Source organism: Saccharopolyspora sp. NPDC050389 (assembly GCF_040655595.1).
Lineage (GTDB): Bacteria > Actinomycetota > Actinomycetes > Mycobacteriales > Pseudonocardiaceae > Saccharopolyspora.
Window position 1 is genome coordinate 1 of record NZ_JBFAKG010000037.1, and the last position, 21,625, is coordinate 21,625.

At 70.6% G+C, this 21,625-nt stretch carries 22 protein-coding genes; 6 read left to right on the top strand and 16 right to left on the bottom strand.

The window, feature by feature from the left end; all coding sequences use genetic code 11:
• Positions 1–135: 135 nt before the first annotated feature.
• The 3 genes from AB0I53_RS23850 to mdlC all read right to left on the bottom strand — a co-directional run bounded on the left by AB0I53_RS23850 (position 136) and on the right by mdlC (position 4,651).
• Positions 136–1,596 carry an aldehyde dehydrogenase family protein gene (locus AB0I53_RS23850; RefSeq protein ID WP_358606838.1) on the bottom strand — a complete coding sequence of 487 codons (1,461 nt, stop codon included), beginning with the start codon at positions 1,594–1,596 and terminating at the stop codon, positions 136–138.
• A gap of 42 nt (positions 1,597–1,638) precedes the next feature.
• Positions 1,639–2,964 (bottom strand): aromatic acid/H+ symport family MFS transporter, encoded by a 1,326-nt coding sequence (locus AB0I53_RS23855; RefSeq protein ID WP_358606841.1) that lies wholly within the window; start codon positions 2,962–2,964, stop codon positions 1,639–1,641.
• 100 nt (positions 2,965–3,064) lie between these two features.
• On the bottom strand, positions 3,065–4,651 hold the full coding sequence (gene mdlC / locus AB0I53_RS23860) for a benzoylformate decarboxylase (RefSeq protein ID WP_358606844.1): 1,587 nt from the start codon (positions 4,649–4,651) through the stop codon (positions 3,065–3,067).
• Between the two features lie 118 nt (positions 4,652–4,769).
• Here mdlC and AB0I53_RS23865 point away from each other — a divergent pair, with 118 nt between their 5' ends.
• Positions 4,770–5,690: a LysR family transcriptional regulator gene (locus AB0I53_RS23865; RefSeq protein WP_358606847.1), complete on the top strand. Its 921-nt coding sequence runs from the start codon at positions 4,770–4,772 to the stop codon at positions 5,688–5,690.
• A 17-nt stretch (positions 5,691–5,707) separates the two neighbouring features.
• On the opposite strand, the gene AB0I53_RS23870 is transcribed toward AB0I53_RS23865, so the two are convergent.
• Entirely contained in the window at positions 5,708–6,868 is a 1,161-nt protein-coding gene (locus tag AB0I53_RS23870) for a C45 family peptidase (protein ID WP_358606850.1), read from the bottom strand.
• A 1-nt stretch (position 6,869) separates the two neighbouring features.
• Entirely contained in the window at positions 6,870–7,445 is a 576-nt protein-coding gene (locus AB0I53_RS23875) for a GNAT family N-acetyltransferase (protein ID WP_358606853.1), read from the bottom strand.
• A 177-nt stretch (positions 7,446–7,622) separates the two neighbouring features.
• Here AB0I53_RS23875 and AB0I53_RS23880 point away from each other — a divergent pair, with 177 nt between their 5' ends.
• The 4 genes from AB0I53_RS23880 (at position 7,623) to AB0I53_RS23895 (ending at position 11,112) form a co-directional block, all read left to right on the top strand.
• Complete coding sequence (locus tag AB0I53_RS23880; RefSeq protein WP_358606856.1) at positions 7,623–8,576, top strand: GntR family transcriptional regulator; 954 nt, start codon at positions 7,623–7,625, stop codon at positions 8,574–8,576.
• Between the two features lie 40 nt (positions 8,577–8,616).
• Positions 8,617–9,165: an FABP family protein gene (locus AB0I53_RS23885; protein WP_358606859.1), complete on the top strand. Its 549-nt coding sequence runs from the start codon at positions 8,617–8,619 to the stop codon at positions 9,163–9,165.
• Between the two features lie 31 nt (positions 9,166–9,196).
• Positions 9,197–9,649, top strand: a complete 453-nt coding sequence (locus AB0I53_RS23890) for a MarR family transcriptional regulator (protein ID WP_358606862.1) — start codon at positions 9,197–9,199, stop codon at positions 9,647–9,649.
• A gap of 83 nt (positions 9,650–9,732) precedes the next feature.
• Positions 9,733–11,112 carry an MFS transporter gene (locus tag AB0I53_RS23895; protein WP_358606865.1) on the top strand — a complete coding sequence of 460 codons (1,380 nt, stop codon included), beginning with the start codon at positions 9,733–9,735 and terminating at the stop codon, positions 11,110–11,112.
• 94 nt (positions 11,113–11,206) lie between these two features.
• Here AB0I53_RS23895 and AB0I53_RS23900 read toward each other — a convergent pair whose 3' ends face one another.
• The 11 genes from AB0I53_RS23900 to AB0I53_RS23950 all read right to left on the bottom strand — a co-directional run bounded on the left by AB0I53_RS23900 (position 11,207) and on the right by AB0I53_RS23950 (position 20,205).
• The gene (locus AB0I53_RS23900; RefSeq protein WP_358606867.1) at positions 11,207–11,410 is read right to left on the bottom strand and encodes a cold-shock protein; all 204 of its coding nucleotides are present in this window, start codon (positions 11,408–11,410) and stop codon (positions 11,207–11,209) included.
• 234 nt (positions 11,411–11,644) lie between these two features.
• Complete coding sequence (locus tag AB0I53_RS23905) at positions 11,645–12,622, bottom strand: ABC transporter substrate-binding protein (protein ID WP_358606870.1); 978 nt, start codon at positions 12,620–12,622, stop codon at positions 11,645–11,647.
• 13 nt (positions 12,623–12,635) lie between these two features.
• Positions 12,636–13,424 carry an ABC transporter ATP-binding protein gene (locus tag AB0I53_RS23910; protein WP_358606873.1) on the bottom strand — a complete coding sequence of 263 codons (789 nt, stop codon included), beginning with the start codon at positions 13,422–13,424 and terminating at the stop codon, positions 12,636–12,638.
• A 34-nt stretch (positions 13,425–13,458) separates the two neighbouring features.
• Positions 13,459–14,226 carry an ABC transporter permease gene (locus tag AB0I53_RS23915; protein ID WP_358606876.1) on the bottom strand — a complete coding sequence of 256 codons (768 nt, stop codon included), beginning with the start codon at positions 14,224–14,226 and terminating at the stop codon, positions 13,459–13,461.
• Positions 14,223–15,029, bottom strand: coding sequence for an ABC transporter permease (locus AB0I53_RS23920; RefSeq protein ID WP_358606879.1), 807 nt, complete (start codon positions 15,027–15,029; stop codon positions 14,223–14,225). The genes AB0I53_RS23915 and AB0I53_RS23920 overlap by 4 nt, the downstream gene beginning before the upstream one ends.
• On the bottom strand, positions 15,026–15,745 hold the full coding sequence (locus AB0I53_RS23925) for a GntR family transcriptional regulator (RefSeq protein WP_358606881.1): 720 nt from the start codon (positions 15,743–15,745) through the stop codon (positions 15,026–15,028). The genes AB0I53_RS23920 and AB0I53_RS23925 overlap by 4 nt, the downstream gene beginning before the upstream one ends.
• Complete coding sequence (locus AB0I53_RS23930; protein ID WP_358606884.1) at positions 15,742–17,283, bottom strand: class I adenylate-forming enzyme family protein; 1,542 nt, start codon at positions 17,281–17,283, stop codon at positions 15,742–15,744. Before AB0I53_RS23930 ends, AB0I53_RS23925 begins: the two co-directional genes overlap by 4 nt.
• Before the next feature lie 8 nt (positions 17,284–17,291).
• Positions 17,292–17,720 (bottom strand): PaaI family thioesterase, encoded by a 429-nt coding sequence (locus AB0I53_RS23935; protein WP_358606887.1) that lies wholly within the window; start codon positions 17,718–17,720, stop codon positions 17,292–17,294.
• Positions 17,705–18,733 (bottom strand): zinc-binding dehydrogenase, encoded by a 1,029-nt coding sequence (locus AB0I53_RS23940; protein WP_358606890.1) that lies wholly within the window; start codon positions 18,731–18,733, stop codon positions 17,705–17,707. Before AB0I53_RS23940 ends, AB0I53_RS23935 begins: the two co-directional genes overlap by 16 nt.
• 40 nt (positions 18,734–18,773) lie before the next feature.
• Positions 18,774–19,397: a VOC family protein gene (locus AB0I53_RS23945; RefSeq protein ID WP_358606893.1), complete on the bottom strand. Its 624-nt coding sequence runs from the start codon at positions 19,395–19,397 to the stop codon at positions 18,774–18,776.
• A 187-nt stretch (positions 19,398–19,584) separates the two neighbouring features.
• Complete coding sequence (locus tag AB0I53_RS23950) at positions 19,585–20,205, bottom strand: L-threonylcarbamoyladenylate synthase (RefSeq protein ID WP_358606896.1); 621 nt, start codon at positions 20,203–20,205, stop codon at positions 19,585–19,587.
• A 156-nt stretch (positions 20,206–20,361) separates the two neighbouring features.
• Between AB0I53_RS23950 and AB0I53_RS23955 the strand changes: the two genes are divergently transcribed.
• Entirely contained in the window at positions 20,362–21,576 is a 1,215-nt protein-coding gene (locus AB0I53_RS23955) for an MFS transporter (RefSeq protein ID WP_358606898.1), read from the top strand.
• Positions 21,577–21,625 lie beyond the last annotated feature (49 nt).

The following is a 21,625-nucleotide window of genomic DNA, read 5'->3' on the forward strand; positions in this document are numbered from 1 at the left end:
GGCTGCCGAACTCGCGCGGCCCGTTCGCGGTCAGCGTGAAGCCCCGCACGTTGTCGATCAGCTTCCGCCCGCCCGGCTGCCCCGCGCCGGTGTCAGGAGAGGTCGAGCCGGCCCTCCATCAGCCGCCGTCGCGGATCAGAACGGGTACTGCTGGATCTTGCCCTGGATGGTGACCCACTGGGTTTCGGTGAACGACTCCAGGTTCGCTTCCGCGCCGCCGACGCGACCGCCGTTGCCGGAGGCGCCCACGCCGCCGAACGGGATGTGCGCGTGGTCGCCGACGGTCTGGTCGTTGACGTGCACCAGGCCGCTGGGGATCTGCTTGGCGACCTCCCACGCCGCCATGGCGTCGCCGCCGAGCACGCTCAGCGACAGGCCGTACTCGGTGTCGCGCGCGATCTCGATGGCCTCCTCGATCGTGCGGTAGCGCAGCACGGGTGCGACCGGGCCGAAGATCTCGTCGCAGAACGCCGGGGTGTCGCGGCGAACGTGGTCGAGCACGGTCGGCCGGTAGAACAGCCCGTCGTACTCGCCGCCGGCGGCCAGCGTCGCACCGGCCGCGACGCTGTCGGTGACCAGCCGGTGGATGTTGTCGCGCTGCCGCTCGTCGATGATCGGCCCCAGCGCCACCTCGGCGGTGTTCGGGTCGCCGACCGGCAGGTTGCGGGCCTTCTCGGCGAGCGCGGCCACGTATTCGTCCGCAATGGACTCGTGCACCAGGTGCCGGCCCGAGGCCATGCAGATCTGCCCCTGGTGCAGGAACGATCCCCATGCGCCCGCCGACGCGGCGGCGGCGATGTCGGCGTCCGGCAGCACGATCAGCGCGTTGTTGCCGCCGAGCTCCAGGTGCGCGCGCTTCAGGTGGGTCGCGGCGGCTTCCGCGACCTTGCGACCGGCGGCGGTGGAGCCGGTGAACGCGATGACGCGGGTGTGCTTGTTGGCCACCAGCGCCGCCCCGGCGTCGGCGCCGCCCGGCAGCATCTGGAACACGCCTTCCGGAACACCGGCGGCCTCGAAGATCGCCGCCAGCACCACGCCGCCGCACACCGCGGTCCGGGTGTCGGGCTTGAGCACCACCGTGTTGCCCAGCGCCAGCGCCGGGGCAACGGCGCGGATCGACAGGATCAGCGGGAAGTTGAACGGCGCGATGACGCCGACGACACCGGCGGCCACCCGGCGGCTGAGGCTCAGCCGGCCGTCCGCCGACGGCAGCAGCGAACCGGCCGGGTGGGACGGCAGCGCGGCCGCTTCGAAGCACTCGTTGGCCGCGCTGTGTGCCTCAAGCTCCGCCTTCGGCGGGATGGAACCGGCCTCGCGGATGATCCAGCGGCGGATCTCCTCGGCGTGCTCCTCGAACAGCCGCCCGGCGCGGCGCATGATCGCGGCGCGCTCCTCGAACGGCGTGTTCTCCCACTCCCGCTGCGCGGCGGCGGCCTTGGCGCACGCCTCGTCGATGTCGCCGGGCGTGGCGGCGCCGACGTGGCCCAGCACCTGCCCGGTCGCCGGCTCGACGACCTCCGTCGGGGTGCCGCTCGCCGGGCTCCAGCTGCCGGTGAAGACCCGCTTCGCCCAGCGTTCGACATCCAGAATCGTCATGTATAACGGCCTTTCTCAAGCGAATCGAACTTTTGGTCCTGGTCAGCTCGCCGCTGCCCGTTCCGGTTCCGGGCTGCGGAACTTCTTCTTGGCCACCAGCGCCACGGCGAGCGCGCCGACGACGCCGGGAACCGCGACTGCGATGAAGTTCTGCTGGAACGGCAGTTCCAGCGCCAAGAGCGCGCCGCCGAGCGTGGGGCCGCCAATCGCGCCGATGCGGCCGATCCCGGCCGCCCAGCCGACACCGGTGGAACGCACCTCGGCCGGGTAGTACTCCACGGCGAACGCGTGGATGATCGCCAGCACGCCGACCGTCGCCGCACCGGCGACGAACAGCAGCACGTTGAGCACCACCGAGTTCGGGTTGAACGACAGGCCGACCAGCGACACGGATGCCAGCACGAAGTACGTCACCAGTGTGTTGCGGTAGTTCCAGCGGTCCGCGATCCAGCCGCCGGCGATGGCGCCGACCATGCCGCCCAGGTTGAGCACCACCAGGTTCCACAGCGCCGAGCCCAGCGGATAGCCGGCGGTCTGCATCAGCTTCGGCAGCCACGTGTTGAGCCCGTAGCTCAGCAGCATGCACATCGCGAAGAAGACCCAGATCAGCACGTTGTTGAGCGCGTTGCCGTTGGCGAACAGCTGCCGCAGCCGGGCCTTGCCCGCCGCAGTGGGCCGCTCGACGACCACGTCGTCCAGCTCCGCGGCCGGGTCGATCTTGCGCAGCACGGCCAGCAGCCGCTCCCGGTCGCCCCGGCTGGCCAGGAAGTCCGGCGATTCCGGGAGGTGGCGCAGCAGGAACGGCACCATCAGCAGCGGCAGCGCCGCCACGTAGAACACGCCGCGCCAGGTCCACATCGGCTCGATGTAGATGGCGAACACCGCGGCGGCGATCCCGCCCACCGAGTAGAACGACGAAACCAGCGTCACGAAAAGCGCTTTCGCCCGCCGTGGCGCGATTTCACCGGCCAGCGCGTTGAAGTTGGGCACCAGCGCGCCCAGCGACACGCCGACGACGAACCGCAGCACGCCGAGCTGCACCGGCCCGGTGGCCAACGCGCAGCTGAACGACGCGATGCTGGCGATGGTCACGCAGGTGATCATCAGCGGCCGCCTGCCGTACCGGTCGGCCAGCGGCGCGACGAACAGGCCGCCGACGAGCATGCCGACCAGCGCGACGGAGCCGAGCGTCCCGGCCGTGACCGGGTCCATGTGCCACTCGTCCATCAAGTGCGAGATCACGGTGCCGTAGGACACCATGTCGTAGCCGTCCACGATCATCAGCAACGAGCACATGATCAGGACCTTGAGGTGGAAGCCGTTGAGCCGGGCGCCGCCGACGACGGCCCCGACAGTCTGCTGGGACAAAGGTTTTCCTTAGAGGCAGGTTCCAGGCTCGTTTTGCCTAGCGGTGCGGGTAGCGGAACCCCTGCGGGAATTACAATCAAAGTCCGCGGGGAAAGGCCGGTCAGGGTTCGGTGAGTTCGGTCTCGGCCTCGATCACGGCCGGTTTTCCGGAGCGCAGCGCGGCGGCCAGGGCATCGGCGAACTCCTCGCGGGTGCGCACCGAGGTCGCCGCGACGCCGTAGCCGCCGGCGATCTGCACGAAGTCGATGCCGGGCACGTCCATGCCGGGCGTCTCCCCCGCGTCGAGCACCTTCGAGAACCAGCGCAGCGCGCCGTAGGTGCCGTTCTTCAGGATCACGATGATCACCGGGATCTCGTACTGCGCGGCCGTCCACAGCGCCGTGATGCCGTAGTTGGCCGAGCCGTCGCCGATGAGCCCGATCACCTGCCGGTCGTCGTGGGCCAGCTGCGCGCCGACGGCGGCGGGCAGCCCGAAGCCGAGCCCGCCGGAGGCCGGGAAGAAGTAGCTGCCCTGCCTGGAGAGGTCCATCTGGGCCCAGAAGTCGGCCGCCGTCGCGGTGGATTCCTTGACGTAGACGGCATCCGCAGGCGCGTTCTCCCGCAGCACCGCGAACAGCTCCGCCGGGTGCAGCCGGTCGCCACCGGACCGCACCGGCGGGTGCTCCGGCAGCGGCGGCAGCTCCGGCTTGCGGCCGGCGGTGACGGCGTCGGCCAGCCTGGACAGCGCGTCCTTGACGTCGCCGACCAGCGCCTGCCCCATCGGCGCCCGCGCGGCCTCGCCGGGGTCGCCGGTCAGCTGGATCAGCCGGGCACCCGTCGGGAGGTACTCGCCGGGCACGAACTGGTGATAGCGGAACACCGGCGCGCCGGCGACCAGGATCAGGTCGTGGTCCGCCAGGGCGTCGGTGACGCCCTGGACCGCGGCGGGCAGCACGCCGCGGAAGCTGCGGTGCCGGGTGGGGAACGGGCAGCGCGACGCCGACGGCGCGATCCACACCGGCGCGCCCAACCGGTCCGCGAGCCGCACCGCGTCGTCGTTGGCGTACTGGGCGTCGACCTCCGGCCCCAGCACCAGCACCGGGTTCTCGGCCGCGTCGAGCGCGCCGGCCAGGTCGGCGAGCTGCGCGGCGCTCAGCGATCCGGCGGTGCCGGTGGTGCGCTCCAGCAGGTGCCGGGCCTCCGGCGGCGCCTCCTGGCTCCAGTCGTCGTAGGGCACCGACACGTACACCGGGCCCTTCGCAGGCAGGTTCGCGATGTGGATCGCGTGGCTGATCGAGCGCGGCACGTCCTGCGCGCACGCCGGTTCGCAGCTCCACTTCACCAGCGGCTTCGGCAGCGTCGCGGCGTCGACGTTGGCCAGCATGACCTCCTGGCCGATGGTCGAGCGCACCTGCTGCCCGGCGGTGATGATCAGCGGGCTGTGCGAGTACACCGAGTTCGTCAGCGGGCCCAGCGCGTTCCCGGTGCCGGCCGCCGCGTGCAGGTTGACCAGCGCCGATCCGCCGCGGGCCAGCGCATACCCGTCGGCCATCGCCAGCACGGCGCCCTCGTGCAGGCCGAGCACGTACCGGAAGTCCGCCGGCATCCCGGCCAGGAACGGCAGCTCGTTGGATCCGGGATTGCCGAAGATCGTCGTCAGATCATGCGATCGCAGCAGGTCGTAGGTCGCCTGGCGCACGTCGGGCATCGTTGCTCGCTTCCGGCTCGGAGGGCCTGTCGGTGATGCCCGCCACCCTAGGCAAGCAGTGGTCATAGTCCTAATGAATGCTGTTGATCCCGCCATAGACAGGCCTTATTCTCACTGGGTGGTCGACGTGGACCTGAACCTGATGCGGACCTTCGTGCTGCTCTACGAAACCCGCAGCGTGACGAAGACCGCCGAGGCGCTGTTCATCACGCAGCCGTCGGTGAGCCACGCGCTGCGCCGGCTGCGGCGCCAGTTCACCGACGAGCTGTTCGTCCGCTCGCCCGACGGCCTCGCGCCGACCGAGATCGCCGAGCGCATGTACCCGCGCCTGCGGCAGGCGCTGGAGGTGATCGACGAGACGGTGTCCGGGGCGGGCCGGTTCGACCCGGCCACGTCGGTGCGCACCTTCCGGATCTGCGCGACCGACCTGGGCGAGATCAGCCTGCTGCCGCCGATCCTGGCCCGGCTGGAGGAGCAGGCGCCGCGCTGCGCCGTCGAGGTGACGCCGCTGGACATGGCTGCCGCGCCGCAGCAGCTCCGCCAGGGGCGCACCGACGCCGTCATCTGCACGCCGCGCATCGACGCCCCGGACCTGCGCCGCGACGCGTTGTTCCAGGAGCACTACGTCGGGCTGATCGCGCGCGACCACCCGCGCATCGGCGAGCGCCCCACCCTGGAGGAATACCTGCGGGAACGGCACATCGTGGTCGATCCGGCCGCCGGGCACATCGACGCGGACCAGGAGCTGACCCGGCTCGGGCACCGCCGCGAGGTCGCGGCGCGGGTGCCGCACTTCGCGGTGCTGCCCGAGCTGCTCGCCCGCACCCGGTACCTCTCGGCGGTGCCCAGCGGCGTCGCGGGCCTGTTCACCCGCTCGTCGCAGGTGCGGACCTTCGAGCTGCCGTTCGAGATCCCCACGGTCGAGGTCTCGCTCTACACGTACCGGCGGGCCCTTCCCGCACCCGGCACGGACTGGCTGCGCGACCTCGTCCGCGAGACCCTGCGCCGCGAACCGTCCACATCGGACATCGAAGGGTAGGCGGCGCAGGGCTCCGGTCAGCCGGCCAGCAGGCCGGGGCCGAACGTCAGCTCGGCGCTGTGCCGGAGGCCACCGGTCGCGGTGTCACCGAGGTAGAACCTCGTCGACATGGTCCGCTCGTCGAGGTCGAACACCGTGCGCCAGAGCGTCCGGACCGGGTAGTGCCCGGCGTTGGTGGCGTCGAATCCGATCTCGTCGAGGGTCGCGCGCAGCCGCTCGCCGGACATCACCGAGCCGCCGGTCCGGTCGAGCAGCGTCCGGTAGCGCCCGTAGGTCCGCAGGGTTTCCTCGTTGTCCGGCGGCAGTTCTCCCGCTTGCTGCTTGTGCACCAGGTGGTTGGTGAGGCACAGTGCGTCGCCGTCGATGTCGATGATGTGCTCGATGCCGGCGTCGCCGCGTTCCCAGATGAACGCGTTGCCCGCCGCATCGGCGATCAGGTAGTGCAGCGGCACGCCCAGGTCGTACTGCTTGGCGCCGAGCAGCGCTTGCTTCGCCTCGTCCGCAGTGGCGCAGGTGTCCAGCACGAACCTGGGCAGCTGCGCCGAGGAGATCCCGACCTGCGGGCCCGCCTCGACCGGCGGGGCGGTGTTCTCCGCGTCGGCGATCAGCAGGGCCACCGCGAGCCCGTGCTCGTTGATGCCCTCCATGCAGCCGTCGAGCTCGTTCATGGTGAGCACCGTCGTGGTCGGGCCGGCGTCCGGGATGCTGTTGAGCACGTAGGGCCTGGACGCCATCGGCGGTCGCGGCCCGGCCGGTTCGGGCCCGCCGAGCGCCGCGAAGATCTCCTCGGCGCTGGTGGTGAAGAAGTCGTAGTTGCGCCCGAAGAGCCCGTGCCCCTCCTTCGTCGTGGACGGCCGGAGGTAGGTCACCGAGCAGGCCGACCCGCTCGGCACGCCGGTCAGCCCGTCGAGGTGCACCCGGTCGTCGTCGAAGTCGACGCCGGCGGCCTCGGCCGCGCCGCGCATCCGCTCGTGGTGCTGCGGCCAGTTCCGCTCGAACCAGGCGCGGCGCGCCCGGGCCATCACCGGGTCGGCCGGGACCGGCGCCCAGCCGAACGTCGCGGCGGCTTCGGCGGCCAGCGCGCGGCCGATCTCCAGCTGGCTGCCCGCCGCGGTCACCTTCCGCACCGCCATGAAGTCGTCGTCGCCACCGGCGATGATCTCGCTCGTCACGCTCATGTCAGCTCTCCTCGTAGTTGGTCTTCGGGTCCCGCCACATCGGCCAGATCGGTGGCCCGTCGGGCAGCACGATCGGCTCCCCCAGCTCGCGGAAGCCGTGGCGCTCGTACAGCGGCCGGTTGCGGGGCGAACTCGCCTCCAGATAGGCGGGCACGCCTTCGGCGTCGGCCCGGGCCAGCCGGTCGGCCAGCAGCGCGGATCCCAGCCCCGCGCCACGCCGCTGCGGCCGGACGCCGAGGAACGGCAGGTACAGGTGGGATCGCCCGCGCGGATGCCGCGCCAGCACCAGCCGGCTGAAGATCTCCAGCCGTTCGAGGTGCGGCTGGAACACGGCCGGGAGCTCGCCGTCGTCACCGAACCCCGGATCGTGCGCCGCCTGCGGCAGCCACACCGCCACCGCCGAGCCGTCACCGGCCACGGCGAGCTCCCCGGCCTCGATCGACGCCGCGACCGCCGCGGCGAAGACGTGGGGCAGCGCCGCTCGCCGGTCCTCGGCGCCTGGGAACAACCAGCTCGTCAACGGGTCGTCGTCGAACGCCGCCACGAGCGCGCCGACAACGGCTTCGGGATCGTGCATCAAGACCTCCGCGATACGCCGTACTCATTCATGAGTACACCGTATCGAATCCCGTCAACCGATAATCGGTCCGGATTAAATTCCCACAAAATCGGCGATTTTGCGGGACTGGCCAAAAAGTGCACTAGCTCGTCACCATAGTGCACTAGTACGATTACGATGCCGCTGGAGGTGTTGATGACTGGAGCGACCGAGCCCCCGTACCTGCGGATCGTTTCCGCGATCCGCGATCGCATCGCGCGTGGCGAACTGCGCCCCGGCGACCGCGTGCCGTCCACCCGATCGATCACCCGCGAATGGGGCGTGGCCATGGCCACCGCCACGAAAGCGCTCGCCGAGCTCCGCCGCGAGGGGCTGGTCGAAGCACGGCGCGGCGCGGGCACGGTCGTCAGCGCATCGCAGTCGCCACCGCCACCGGACCGCCCGGCCGAACCGGCGCTGACCCTGCAGCGGATCGTCGCCGTCGCGGTGGCGGCGGCGGACGCCGAAGGGCCGAAAGCGGTGTCCATGCGCCGGATCGCGGCCGAGCTGGGAGTCGGCCCGATGTCGCTGTACCGGCACGTGGCCAGCAAGGAAGAGCTGGTGCACGAGATGATGCGCGCCGTGTTCCTCGAACGACCACTGCCGGAACCGGGCCCGCCCGGCTGGCGGGCGAAGCTCGAACTCGTCTGCCGGACGCAGTGGGAGCTCTACCGGCGGCATCCCTGGATGGCGAGCGCGGTGTCCGTGACGCGACCGAAGCTGATCCCGGAGGCGATGGCGCACACCGAATGGACCCTGCGCGCCCTGGACGGCCTCGGGCTGGACCCGGACGAGATCACGCGTGAGGCGCTGACGCTGCCCTCGATGGTGCGCGGCCTCGCGCTGTCCCGGGAATCCGAAGCCGAGGCCGAGGAGGCGACCGGCGTCGTCGCCGAGCAGTGGTGGAGGTCGCTGGACGGCCAGGTGCAGGCGTTGTACGCGACCGGGCGGTTCCCGATGCTCGCGGGTTTGCGCACCGAGGCCGTCGACGACATCGACGGCCTCTTCGAGCACGCGCTGGCCCGCAACCTCGACGGCCTGCAGGCCCGGCTGCAGCGCGGCACCGGCCCGAAAAACCGGCACCAGCAGAATTCCACAGTGGACGATTAGTCTGTGCGGCCCGGTTTGATCGTGCCGCTACCCTGCCGGCATGGGTTCTTCCAGTGAGCACGCTCCGCTGCCAATCCCGGCCGAGACCACGGACCTGCGCAGCGGGCCGCCGCTGCACGACACGTGTGCCCCGCTGCGGGAGCTGGTCGGCGTGTGGCGCGGAGGCGGCGAGGTCGACTACCCGAGCATCGAAGGGCCGTACCGGTTCGGGCAGCAGGTCACGATCGCCCATGACGGGCGGCCGTTCCTGCGTCACGAGGCGCGGGCCTGGCTGCTCGACGCCGAGGGCAACGTGCTGCGGCCGGCGGCGTGGGAAACCGGCTGGTGGCGGCCGCAACCCGGCGGGAGCCTGGAGCTGCTGATCAGCCACTGCACCGGAATCCTGGAGTTGTTCTACGGCACGGCGAGCCCGCAGCGCTGGGAGTTGTCCACCGACAGCGTCGTCCGCGCCGCGACCGCGAAGGACGTCGAGGCCGCGCAGCGCAGTTACGCGCTCGACGCCGACGGCGCGCTTCAGTACGCCGAGAGCCGCGCGATGGTCGGCCTGCCGATGACGCCGCACGTCACCGCCCGGCTGCAGCGCATCTGACCGCTCCGAGAAACACAGCTATGCTGAATACATGACTCGTGACGATCCCGCCGCCGATGACACCGCCGGGATCGCTCAGGCGGCCACCGAGGTCCGGATGGGCGTGATGCGCCTAGCGCGGCGGCTGCGCGCCGAGCGCGAGCCCGGCGAGCTGACCCTGGGGCGCCTGGCGGTGCTGGGCCGCCTGGAGCGCGACGGTCCGGCGACCGCCAGCGCGCTGGCCGCCGCCGAGCGCGTCACGCCGCAGTCCATGGCCCGGATCGTGCAGCGCCTCATCGATGCCGAGCTGGCCGAGCGCGACGCGGACCCGGCAGATCGCCGGGCCGCCATCGTCCGGATCACCGAAGCGGGCCGCCGCCAGATCATGCGGGACCGGAGCCAGCGCGAGGCGTGGCTGGCCCAGGCCATGACCGGGCTCACCGACGTCGAGCGGGAGCTGCTGGTGCTCTCCGCCAAGCTGTTGGACCGCCTCGCCGACTCCTGATCCCAGCTCCGATCCGAGATTGACCGATGCCTCGAACGACGCCCGAACCATCCTCCCAAAAAGACAGCAACGCTGAAGATCTGTTGCGGTCGGCGAAGCCCGCGCCCGAACCGGAGCTACCGGGCAGGTTCATCACGCCGATCGCCTTCGGCACGATCCTGCAGCCGCTCAACTCGTCGATGATCGCGGTCGCCCTGGTCGCCATCCGCTCCTACTTCGACGCGGGCACCTCGGTGACCTGGCTGGTCTCCGCGCTCTACCTGGCCACCGCCGTCGCCGCCCCGGCGATGGGCCGCATCGCCGACGTGCTCGGCCCGCGCCGCACCAGCCTCGCCGGGCTCGTCCTGGTCGGCATCACCTCGGTGGCGGCCCCGTTCGCGCCGAACATCGCGGCGCTGGTGGTCTGCCGCGTCCTGATCGGCATCGGAACCGCCGCTCAGTACCCGTGCGGCGTCGCGATGATCCGCCGCGCCGCCGACCAGCTGCGCTCCCGCCCGACCAACGCGCTGGCCGCGCTCGCCATCTGCTCGCAGGTCACCGCCGCGCTCGGGCCCACCCTCGGCGGGTTGCTCGTGGGCGGCTTCGGCTGGGCCGGGGTGTTCTGGATCAACGTGCCGCTGGCGCTGGTCGGCGGCGCGGTGATAATGCGGTGGGGCCCGGCGGATCCTCCGGCGCGGGGCGGCGGGCGGCTGAAGGCGCTCGCGCAGATCGACCCGGTCGGCATGCTGCTGTTCGCGGTCTCGATCACCGCGCTGATGTTCTGGTTGCTGTCGCTGGCCGCGACCCCGGAGTGGTGGTGGCTGGGCGTCGCCGTCCCGGCCGCCGCGATGACCGTCTGGTGGGGCCTGCGAGCCCGCGATCCGTTCCTGGACATGCGCCTGCTGGCGCGGCGCGGGCTGTCGTTCACCTACGGCCGCACGATCGTGACCTACACGGCGTTCTACTGCATCTTCTACGGCCTGCCGCAATGGCTGGAGGAAACCCGGGGGCTGGGACCGGTCGGCGCCGGCCTGGTGGTGCTGCCGATCGCGGCCGTCGGCGCCGTGTCCACGCTGCTGGCGACCCGGCTGCAGCGCAACCGCGGGCCGCGCGCGGCGCTGATCGTCGGGACCGCCGCGCTGTGCGTCGGCGGGCTGCTGCTGACCGTGCCGGACGCCGACTCGCCGATCCCGCTGCTGCTGGTGATCTCCGCGATGCTGGGGCTGCCCAACGGGTTCAACAACATGGGCAACCAGAGCGCGATGTACGCGGCCACTCCGGCGGAGCGGATGGGCGCGGCATCCGGGCTCTACCGCACCTCGCAGTACGTCGGTGCGAACCTCTCGGCCGCGCTCCTGGCACTGGTGATCGGCGTCCACGCGGACGACGCCGGGCTGCACCGGATGGGCCTGGCGGTCACGATCATCGCGGGCGTCCTGCTCGTCGCCTCGCTGTTCGGTCTGCTCCGCCGCCGACGCGCCTGAAGAAAGGGCGAAGGCCCCGCACCCGGTGGGGTGCGGGGCCTTCGCGTAGCTCAGGGGCCGGCCCGGAGTCCGGTACCGGCCGGTTCACCCGAACTCAGACGACGCGCACGTCGCTGGCCTGCGGGCCCTTGGGGCCCTGGGTGACCTCGTAGGTGACCTTCTGGTCCTCGTCGAGGCTGCGGAAACCGCGAGCGTCGATCGCCGAGTAGTGGACGAAGACGTCCGCGCCGCCGTCGTCAGGCGCGATGAAGCCGAAGCCCTTTTCCGAGTTGAACCACTTCACGGTTCCCTGTGCCATGTCTCTCTCCTTCTGGGAGCCGGTACTACTACAGGCGCTCACACTTCGTGACCACCTGGGTCGCGGTTTTCGAACGGCGACTTCTCCAGCTACACCAGATAGCAGCACGCCCGCATCACCATCCTGCGAGTGTGCGCGAACACGACCCCAGAAATACGACCGCCGTAAACACTACACGGTCTACGGGCATCGTGTCGGGTTGGTTCTCCCGGCGTGTCGCGGTCGCCCGCATGATCAGTTCCCGGGCCCGGACCAGAAGAGTCCGCCCAGGTCAGGGGCCTTCTCGATGGCTCCGTACTTGACCGCGTAGGTGGCGTATTCCTCGGCGCTGGCGCGGTCGAGTCCCTGCGGGTAGGTAGGCAGGTTGGCGGTTGACACGATCTCCGGGTTGAACCTCATGTTGATCATCACCGCCTCGCGCGCCTTGTCGGGGTTCTCGGTGGCGAACCGGTTCGCTTCGTCCATGGCGTCCGAGAACGCCTGGACCACCTGCGGGTTCTGCTTCGCGAACGCGCCGCTGGTGAGGTAGTAGCCCAGCGTCGCCTCCGGGCGGGCCTCGACGAAGTTCGAGATCAGCGGGGTGAACCCGGCGGCGAGGGCGGCCTGCACGTTCGGCTCGACCTGCCAGATCGCGTCCACGTCACCGCGCTTGAGCGCGTCGTTCATGTCCGAGAACGGCATCGGCGTGAACCGGATGCCGGAGACGTCCACGCCGCGCTTCTCCAGCGCCATCTTGATGCTCACCTCGCCGATGTTGTGCAGCGAGTTGACCGCGATGTTGGCGTGCGCCAGGTCACCGACGGTGCGGATCGGGCCGTCCGGCTTGACCAGCACCTGCGAGACGTCCTTGGCCGGGTCCGCGCCGGAGCCGCAGCAGTTGTGGACCAGCTTGATGTCCAGCCCCTGCTCGGCGGCCTGGAAGTCGCTGATCACGTTGGCGTAGCCGATCTGGTTCTCCTGCTTGATCGTCGCCGGGATCAGCGCGGCCCCGCTGTCGGCGACGTGCACCGTCACGTCGAGCCCGTGCTTGGCGAAGATGCCTTCGCTGACACCGAGGTACAGCGGCGCGGCGTCGATGGTCGGGATGATGCCGACGCGCAGCGCGGTGCGGCCGTCGGCGGTCTTGGTGAGTTCCGGCCCGCCGCAGGCGGCCAACGCCGTCACCGCGAGCAACGCGACCAGCGCCGCGAAGACCCTGGGGATTCCCCGCATTTTCTCCTCCAACCTAATGCGCGGACTGGGGCTCGGCGGTGTTGACCATTGCCCTGATCCGGCTGAACACGTGTGCCCGCAGGCGGGCGAATTCCGGCAGTTCCTTGGTGCCGATCTGGTCCCGCTCCGCGGGCAGGTCGATCGGCACGATCTCGTCGATTCGGCTGGGCGAGCGGCTCAGGATCGCGACCCGGTCGCTGAGGTAGACCGCCTCGTCCACGTCGTGGGTGACGAACACCAGCGCCAGGTCCGTCTCGTCACGCACCCGCAGCAGGAGGTCTTCCAAGTCGGCGCGGGTCTGCGCGTCGACCGAGGCGAACGGTTCGTCCATGATCAGCACCTGCGGGCGGTAGGCGATCGCGCGGGCGATCGCCACCCGCTGCTGCATGCCGCCGGAGAGCTGCCACGGGTACTTCGCCCCCGCCTCGGACAGGCCGACCTGCACGAGCGCGGTTTCGACCCGTTCGCGCCGCTCGGCGGCGGACAGCCCGAGGTTGCGCAGCGGCAGTTCGACGTTGCGCCGCACGGTGAACCACGCCATCAGCGAGCGGGCGTAGTCCTGGAACACCACCGCGAACTCCGGTGGCGGGCCCGTGATCTCCTTGCCGTTGAACCGGACGGTGCCCTCGGTGGGCTTGGCCAGCCCGGTGAGGCAGCGCAGCACGGTCGTCTTGCCCGCGCCGGACGGGCCGACGATGGTGAAGAACTCCCGCTCGCCGACCGTGAAGGTGACGTCGTCGACGACCCGCGCGGTTCCGGTGCGGGTGGGGAATTCCTTGGCGATGTTGGTTACTTCGAGCATGTCTTCCTCACCGGTGTCCGAAGTGGAGCGCGCCTCATCGCGTCCGCTCCGCGCGTTTCTCCCAGGGCAGGAGCAGTTTCTCGGCCACGCCGAACAGCCAGGTCAGGGCGAAGCCGAGCACGCCGAGCAGCAGCACCCCGGACCACATGTCGGTGATCCGGAAGGTGTTCTGCGCGTCGACGATGACGAACCCGATGCCCTGGTGGCTGCCGACCATCTCGCTGGTGACCGTCAGGATCAGGCTCAGCGGGATGGCGACGCGGATGCCGCTGGCGATGCGTGGCGCGGCCGAGGGCAGCACGATGTTCAGCTGCCGGCGCACGCCGGTGATGCCGTAGACGCTGGCGGTGTCGCGCAGCGTCGGCTCCAGCGAACGCGTGCCGTCCAGCGCGTTGAGCAGCACCGGCCACACGCAGCCCAGCGCGATCAGGAACACCTTCATCTCGGTGCCCAGCCCGAACAGCATCATCGCGAACGGCAGCAGCGCGGTGGCCGGGATGGCGCGGACGAACTCGATGCTCGGCGACAGCGCCCGGTGCAGCAGCGAGACCTGGCCGAGCGCCACGCCGACCACGATGCCCGCGACGACGCCGATGGCCAGCCCGGACAGCAGGTTGCCGATGCTGGAGGCGATGTCGGCGCGGCCCTCGGCGGACAGCCAGTGCTCCTGGGCGGTTTCCAGGATCCGGCTCAGCGGCGGGAAGTAGACGCTGGCGGAGTTCTCGGTGGCCAGCCACCAGATCGCCACGGTGGCGACGGCGCCGACCACGCCGAGCAGTGCGGAAAGGACTCGTCGGTTCATCGCGCGCCCCGATTCGCCGCGTCCCGATTCGCCGGATCCCAGTGCAGCAGCCGCCGCTCCCCCGCGGACAGCGCGGTGTTGATCAGCCAGCCGAGCAGGCCGGTGACGATGATGTACGCGTACATCAGGTCCGGCGAGCCGCCGGCGCGGTTGAGGCTGATCTGCGCGCCCAGGCCCGGCACGCCGATGATGATCTCGGCCGTGACGACCAGGATCAGCGAGGTCGCCGAGGCGACCCGGATGCCGGTCATCAGGTACGGCAGCGCCGAGGGCAGCGCCACCCAGCGCAGGGTCTGCGCCCTGGTCAGCCCGTAGCAGCGGGCGGTTTCCGCGGTGACCCGGTCGACCGCTCCCGCGCCCGCCGTCGTGGCCACCAGCAGTTGCCAGAACGCCGCGAAGGTCGCCAGGAACAGTTCGCTCTGCTTGCCGGTGCCCAGCGCGAGCACGACCAGCGGGATCAGCGCCACCGACGGGACCGGGCGGAGGAACTCCACGATCGGCCTGGTCAGCGCCCGCACCCACCACACCGTGCCCAGCAGCAGCCCGAGCGGCACCGCCAGCACGGTCGCCAGCACCAGCGCCACGAACCAGCCCTGCAGCGTCTGGCCAAGCTGGAGCCACAGCTGCGCCCCGGCCAGTTCCGGCAGCAGCGCCACGACGATCTGGCTGACCGGCGGGAAGTAGTCCGCCGGGAGCATGCCGGTGCGGGTGAGGATCTCCTCCAGCACCAGCAGGATCACGACGGTGCCCGTCGCCAGCTGCCAGCCCGGCCGGATGGCCCGGGCGGTGTGCACGGCGGTCATGACGAGCCCCCGCGCTGTTCGGCGGAATGCAGGCTGCGGGCGAACTCGGCCACCCGGATCTGCCGCACCCTGGTGAGGTGGTCGGTCATGATCTCGCGGGCCCGGGCCGGATCGCGGTCGCGCAGCGCGGCCACCAGTTCGTGGTGCTGCTGCTGGCCTTTCGAGATCTCCGCCAGGTCGTGCACCTTCATCAGCGGGTTGTAGATCTTCTGCACGTCCATCAGCTGGTTGATCATCCGGATCAGCGTCCGGTTGCGGCTGCCGGCGCGCAGCGCCTCGTGCCAGCGCACGTTCGCGGCGAGGATCGCCTCGCCGGTGGCGGCCTGCGTCGCGGTGTCGCCGGTGTCGATCGCGGTCCGCAGCGTCGCGATCAGCTCGTCGAGCTGCTCGGTGAGCTGTTGGAGGTGCGCGAGCCGGAAGTCGTCGCAGTCGGTGGCGGCCTTCTCCACGGCGGCGCACTCCAGTAGGATGCGCACGTCGAAGACCTCGATGATCTCCTCCGGGCTCAGCTCGTCCACGACGTAGCCGCGCTTCTGCTTGGTGATCAAGCCTTCCTGGGCCAGCCGCGCCAGCGCCTCCCGGACCGGCGTGCGGGACACGCCGAAGCGGGCCGCCAGCGCGGTTTCCAGCAGCAGGGTGCCCGGCTTGAGCTGCTGCTCCAGGATCAGCCTGCGGAGGTTCGCGTACTGCTCGGCAGCCGCGTCGGCGGTGCTCACGTCGCCGCACCTCCGAGCAGTTCCGCCGCGCGGCGCGCGAGCACGTTGCGGTCGATCTTGTTGGTCGACGACAGCGGCAGCTCGTCGACGATCCAGACCTGGCGCGGGTGCGCGTACGGTTCGGCGTTGTCCAGCACGTGCTTCCGCAGCTCGTCGGGACCGGCCTGGGTGGCAGGGCGGAGGCTGACGAACGCGACCGGCTTGTGGCCCTTGATCTCGTCCGGGACCCCGATCACCGCGGCCTGGCGGACGGCCGGATGCGATTCGAGGATCTCCTCCACCGCCGCCGGGTAGACGTTCTCGCCGCCGCTGGTGAACATGTCGTCCTCGCGGCCGGTGAAGAAGTAGAACCCGTTCTCGTCGACGCGGAAGACGTCCTTGGTGTGGTAGAAGCCGTCCGCGGTCACCGGGCCGGCCAGGTCGGGCCGCCGGTGGTAGCCGGTCATCAGGGCCGGGCAGCGGATCTCCAGCACGCCCTCTCGTGAGTGATCGTTCCGGTTCTTACCGGAAGAATCACTCACGACCCCGGCCAGCGGGACCAGCCGCAGCTCGACGTTGGGATCGGCCACGCCGACCGAGCCGTCGGGAGTGGGCAGGCCGCCCGGGTGGTCGGTGAACGCGACCGGGCCGGATTCCGTTGTCCCGTAACCGAAGTACAGATCCGCGTGTGGGAACAGCGCGCGAACGTCGTGGAACAGCGCCTGCGATGCGGGCGCGGAGCCCATGAACACGTCGATGACGCTGCTGGTGTCCACGGTGGTCACCAGGTCGTCCTCTCGGAGCAGCAGCGCGAACATCGGCGGAACGCCGGTCACCCGGGTCACCCGGTGCTCCCCCACCGCCTGGAGGAACTGCCGCGCGGAGAACTTCGGCAGCAGCACCACGGTCGCGCCGACACCGAACGCCTGCTGGCAGTTGGCCAAGGCGTTCATGTGGTACAGCGGCGCGGCCACCAGGTAGCGGGCGTCGGCCGGACCGGGAGCGCTCGCCCGCAGGCCCAGCACCCACAGGTGGCTGCGCTGGGACAGCACGACGCCCTTCGGGCGGCCGGTGGAGCCCGAGGTGTAGAGGATCATCGCCGGGTCTTCGGGATCGGGCACGATCGAGGCGAACTTCCCGTCGCTGCGCGGCGTCCGCTCGATCAGGCCGTCGAGCTCCCACACCTGCACGCCGGTGCCCGCGACGAGCTCGCCGCCGCGAGCGTCCGCGAAAACCGCCCGCGCACCGGCGTTTTCCAGCACGTACGCGACGCCGTCGCTGGGCAGCTTGTAGCTGACCGGCACCGGCACCAGCCCGGCGCGCTGCAAGGCGTAGAACGCCACCAGCCACTCCGGGGTGTTCTCGCCGATGATCCCCACCGCGTCGCCCCGGCTCAGGCCCTGGCCCGAGGTCCAGGCGGCGACCGCGTCGACGGCCGCGTCGAACTCGCGGTAGGTCAGCTGCCGGGCGCCGGTTTCGGTCACGGCGATGATGGCCGGCGCGTCCGGGCGGTCCGCGGTGACGACGTCGCCCTGGTTGCGGTAGTCGAAGTCGCTCATGCTCTTCCTCACTGCGCCGCGGCGGACAGGAAGGTGCCCCGCCCGATGGCGACGGTCTTGCCGTCCTGGTCGAGCACCTCGGCCTCGGCCACCGACACCTGCCGGCCGGGCCGGATCAGGCGGCCGATCACCCGCAGGTCGCCCGGCAGCGCCGCGCGCAGGTAGTTGACGGTCAGGTCCACCGTGGGCACGCCGCGGCCGATGGTGCCGGTGAGCGCCCAGTCGGCGGCGAGATCCAGCAGCGAGGCCAGGATGCCGCCGTGCGTGGTGCGGGTCTCGGGGTCGCTGATCCACTCCTCGCGCCAGCGCGCGGTGAGCTCGATGCGGTCCTTGGTCAGCTCCACGACCCGCAGGTCCAGCCATTGGTGGAAGGGCGCGGCCCGCAGCTTTTCCTCGACGTCGGAGGCGGTCAGCCCGGCCATCACTCGTCGCCCCACGGGTCGACGACGATCTTGCCGATGAACTTGCGGTCCTCCAGCCGGGCCAGCCCCTCGCGGGCCCGCGACAGCGGCAGCACCTGGTCGATCAGCGGCTCGTAGTCGCCGGTCGCGACACCGTCCAGCAGGGCGCGGAAGTCGTCGCCGGAGAAGCCGTTGGAGCCGATCACCTGGAGCTCGAAGGTCCAGATGTAGCGCAGGTCCTCGGTCGGGTCGTAGCCCGCCGTGGCGCCGCAGACCAGGATCTTGCCGCCGAGCTTCACGCAGCGCAGCGTCGGCGCCCAGGTGTCGCCGCCGGTGTAGTTGATCACCACGTCGACGCCGGTGTCGTAGCTGTAGCGCTGCGGCTTGCCGTGGTGCTTCTTGACGTAGTCAAGGAAGTTCTCGGTCTTGTAGTTGACGACCTCGTCGGCGCCGATCGCCTTGAGCTTCTCGCCCTTGTCGTCGTCGCCGACGGCGGCGATCACGTGCGCGCCCAGCTTCTTGCAGAGGATCACCGAGGCGGTGCCGACGCCGCCGGAGGCGCCGAGGATCAGCACCTTGTCGCCGGCCTTGACGGTCTCCTTCCCGACGATCATCCGGTGCGCGGTGCCGTAGGCCACCGGCAGCGCCGCCGCCTGCGCGTACTCGACCTCGTCGGGCAGCGGGATCAGCTGCTCCGCCGACACGAGCGCGTACTGCGCGAGGCCGCCGTCGAGGGTCTCGCCCATCAGGCCCCGCTCCGGGTGGATCGGGTGCACCAGCACGCGGTCACCGACCGACCAGCCGGTCACGCCCTCGCCGAGCTCGGCGACGTCGCCCACCAGGTCCAGGCCGATGACCACCGGGAACGGGATCTTGATGCCCGGCATGCCGCGGGTGGTGAAGATGTCGTGGTAGTTGAACGACGTCGCCCGCACCTTGATCACGACGTGGCCGGGGGTGGCGGTGGGCTTCGGGTGGTCGTCGCGCAGGCGCAGCTGGTCGAGGTCGCCGTGACCTTCCAGGACCAGCGCGCGCATCGTGTCGGTCATCGGTGGTGCTTTCCCATCCGTGTTCGGTTTTCCTGGCTGTTCAGCGGAATTCGACGAGCCCGTGCGCGCCGGAGATGGTGAGGGCGAGCGCGGCGGGGCCGGTGGTCAGCCGCAACGAGGTGCCGATCGCGTCCAGAACCGGGCGCACGGTGCCGGGATCCGGGTGGCTGCCGGTGAACGACACCAGCTCCACCGCCGGCGGCCCGACGGCGGGCGAGGTCGTGGCGCCCCAGTCGATGAGGAACGGGACGACGCCGCCGGGCAGCCCGTTCGGCGGTTCGGTGAGGCGCCATTCGAGCAGCTCGCCGGCGGTGGTGCGGCGCTGCCCGGGGCCGACCGGGCCGATGTGCGCCGCGGCCTCGTCGATGTCGGCCGGGTGCACCGCCCAGGCGGCGACGCGGGGTTCGCTCAGCGCCGCCAGCCCGAAGGTGAGGGCATCGTCGCCGACGGTGCGGTCGGGGTCCGGGCCGATGATCTCCAGGTAGCTGTCGCCGCCGAAGGAGACCAGGTAGTTGCGGGTACCGCGGTCCGGGTGCGCGCCGCCCGCGGCGGGCCGCACGCCGGTGCGGGCGGCGAATTCGGCGACCGTCTCGTCCAGCGTCGGTGTGGCGATCACGACGTGGTCAAGTCGCGGCGGGGTCGCCGGTGACTCCTTCTCGCCCATCGGTGCGTCCTCCGTCCGGATTCGTTGGATGCATCCTCTGTCGCGAATGTGTACACGTCAAAGATTTGTGTATACGTTCCACGATGTGAACGTCCGCAATGTCGCGCGCGAACGAATCCACTGGTCAGGACAATGAAAAACGGCCCCCACCAGATGGTGGGAGCCGTCGCGGCGAGTGTTCGGCGCGTTACTCGAAGCGCGAGGTGTCGCCGGCGCCGTGGCGGATCACCTCCGGCTCCGGACCGGAGAAGTCGATCACGGTGGTGGGCTCGGTGCCGCAGTCGCCGGAGTCGATCACGGCGTCCAGGACGTGGTCGAGCTCGTCCTTGATCTGCCAGCCCTGCGTCATCGGCTCCTCCTCGCCGGGCAGCAGCAGCGTGCTGGACAGCATCGGCTCGCCGAGCTCCGCCAGCAGCGCCTGCACCACGACGTGGTCCGGGATGCGCACGCCGACGGTCTTCTTCTTCGGGTGCATCAGCCGGCGCGGCACTTCCTTGGTGGCGGGCAGGATGAAGGTGTAGCTGCCCGGCGTCGACGCCTTGATGGCGCGGAACACCGCGTTGTTGATGATCACGAACTGGCCGAGCTGCGCGAAGTTCTGGCACACCAGGGTGAAGTGGTGCCGGTCGCCGAGGTGCCGGATGGCCCGGATCCGGTCGATGCCGTCCTTGTTGCCCAGCTGGGCACCGAGCGCGAAGCACGAGTCCGTCGGGTACGCGATCAGGCCGTTGTCGCGGACGATGTCCACCACCTGCCCGATAGCGCGCCGCTGCGGGTTCTCCGGATGCACGTCGAAGTACTTCGCCATGCTCAGAGCTTAGGTCGACCCGCAAGTCCGAGCTCACCGGCGTGGCGCATTCGTCCGACCGGCAGGAATGCGACGTCGACGTGGTTCGCCGGGGTGAGGTCTCAAACCTGCCAGATCCCGGCCCCGGTCGTTGCTGCACTGGTCCGCATGGAGCCGTTGTCCACAATCACCGCTGCGACCGAAACCCCCGCAGCACCAACGCGATCGTCCTTGCTCGGCTGGCTCGGCGTCGTCGCCGTGATGCTGGGGATCTTCTCGATCGTCACCATCGAGATCCTGCCGATCGGGCTGCTAACGTCGATCGGCGCCGGTTTCGCGATCTCGGACGGGATGGCGGGGCTGATGATGACCATGCCGGGCTTCCTCGCGGCGATCTCCGCCCCGCTGGTCACGGTGGTGTTCGCGCGCATCGACCGCCGGCTGATGCTGAGCGGCTTCATGGCGCTGCTGGCGCTGGCGAGCTTCCTGGCCGCGGTCGCGCCGGACTACTGGCTCGTCCTGGTCTCGCGGGTGCTGGTGGGGATCACCATCGGTGGGTTCTGGTCGATCGCGGCCAGCCTGGCCGGGCGGCTGGTGCGCGCGGAGTCGGTCGGCCGGGCGACCGCGGTGATCTTCGCCGCGGTACCCCTTGGATCCGTGCTCGGGGTCCCCGTGGGCACGTTCATCGGGGATCTCGCGGGCTGGCGGGCGGCTTTCGCCGTGATGGGCGCGCTGGCGGCGGTGGTGTTCGCCATGCTGCTCGCGGTCGTTCCCGCGATGCCTCCGGTTCAGGTCACCCGCTTGAGCGTGCTTCGCGGGATGTTCCGCAGCGGCAACACCCGCTTCGCGCTGCTGCTGACGTTCCTCGTCGTGCTCGCCCACTTCGGCGCTTACACCTACGTGACGCCGTTCCTCGAACAAGTCACCCGCATCGGCCCGGGTCTGATCACGGCCTTTCTGCTGACCTACGGAGTCGCCGGAATCGTCGGGAACTTCGCCGGAGGGGCGATCGTGGCGCGTCGTCCACACGCCGCATTCGGGATCGCCGCAGGCATGATCGCCGGGGCGACCCTGCTGCTGCCGGTGCTCGGCCGGTCCGGTGTCGGTGCGGTTGGGCTGCTCGCCGTCTGGGGCATCGCCTACGGCGCCGTGCCGGTCGCCTCGCAGACGTGGTTCGCGAAGTCCGCCCCGCACGCGCCGGAAGCGGCGTCGGTGCTGTTCACCGCGTCGTTCCAGGCGACCTTCTCCGCGGGAGCCTTGGTCGGCGGTGTCATCCTGGACCGCACCTCCCCGTCGACGGTCATGGTGCTCGGCGGTGCGACGGCAGCCCTGGTGGTGCTGGCGACGTGGCTGCACTTCGCTATGCGCGTTCCTTGGCCGAAGGCCGACTAGAGAACTTCGCGCCGATCACCGGTTCTCCTGGATGCCCGCGATGCTGGCG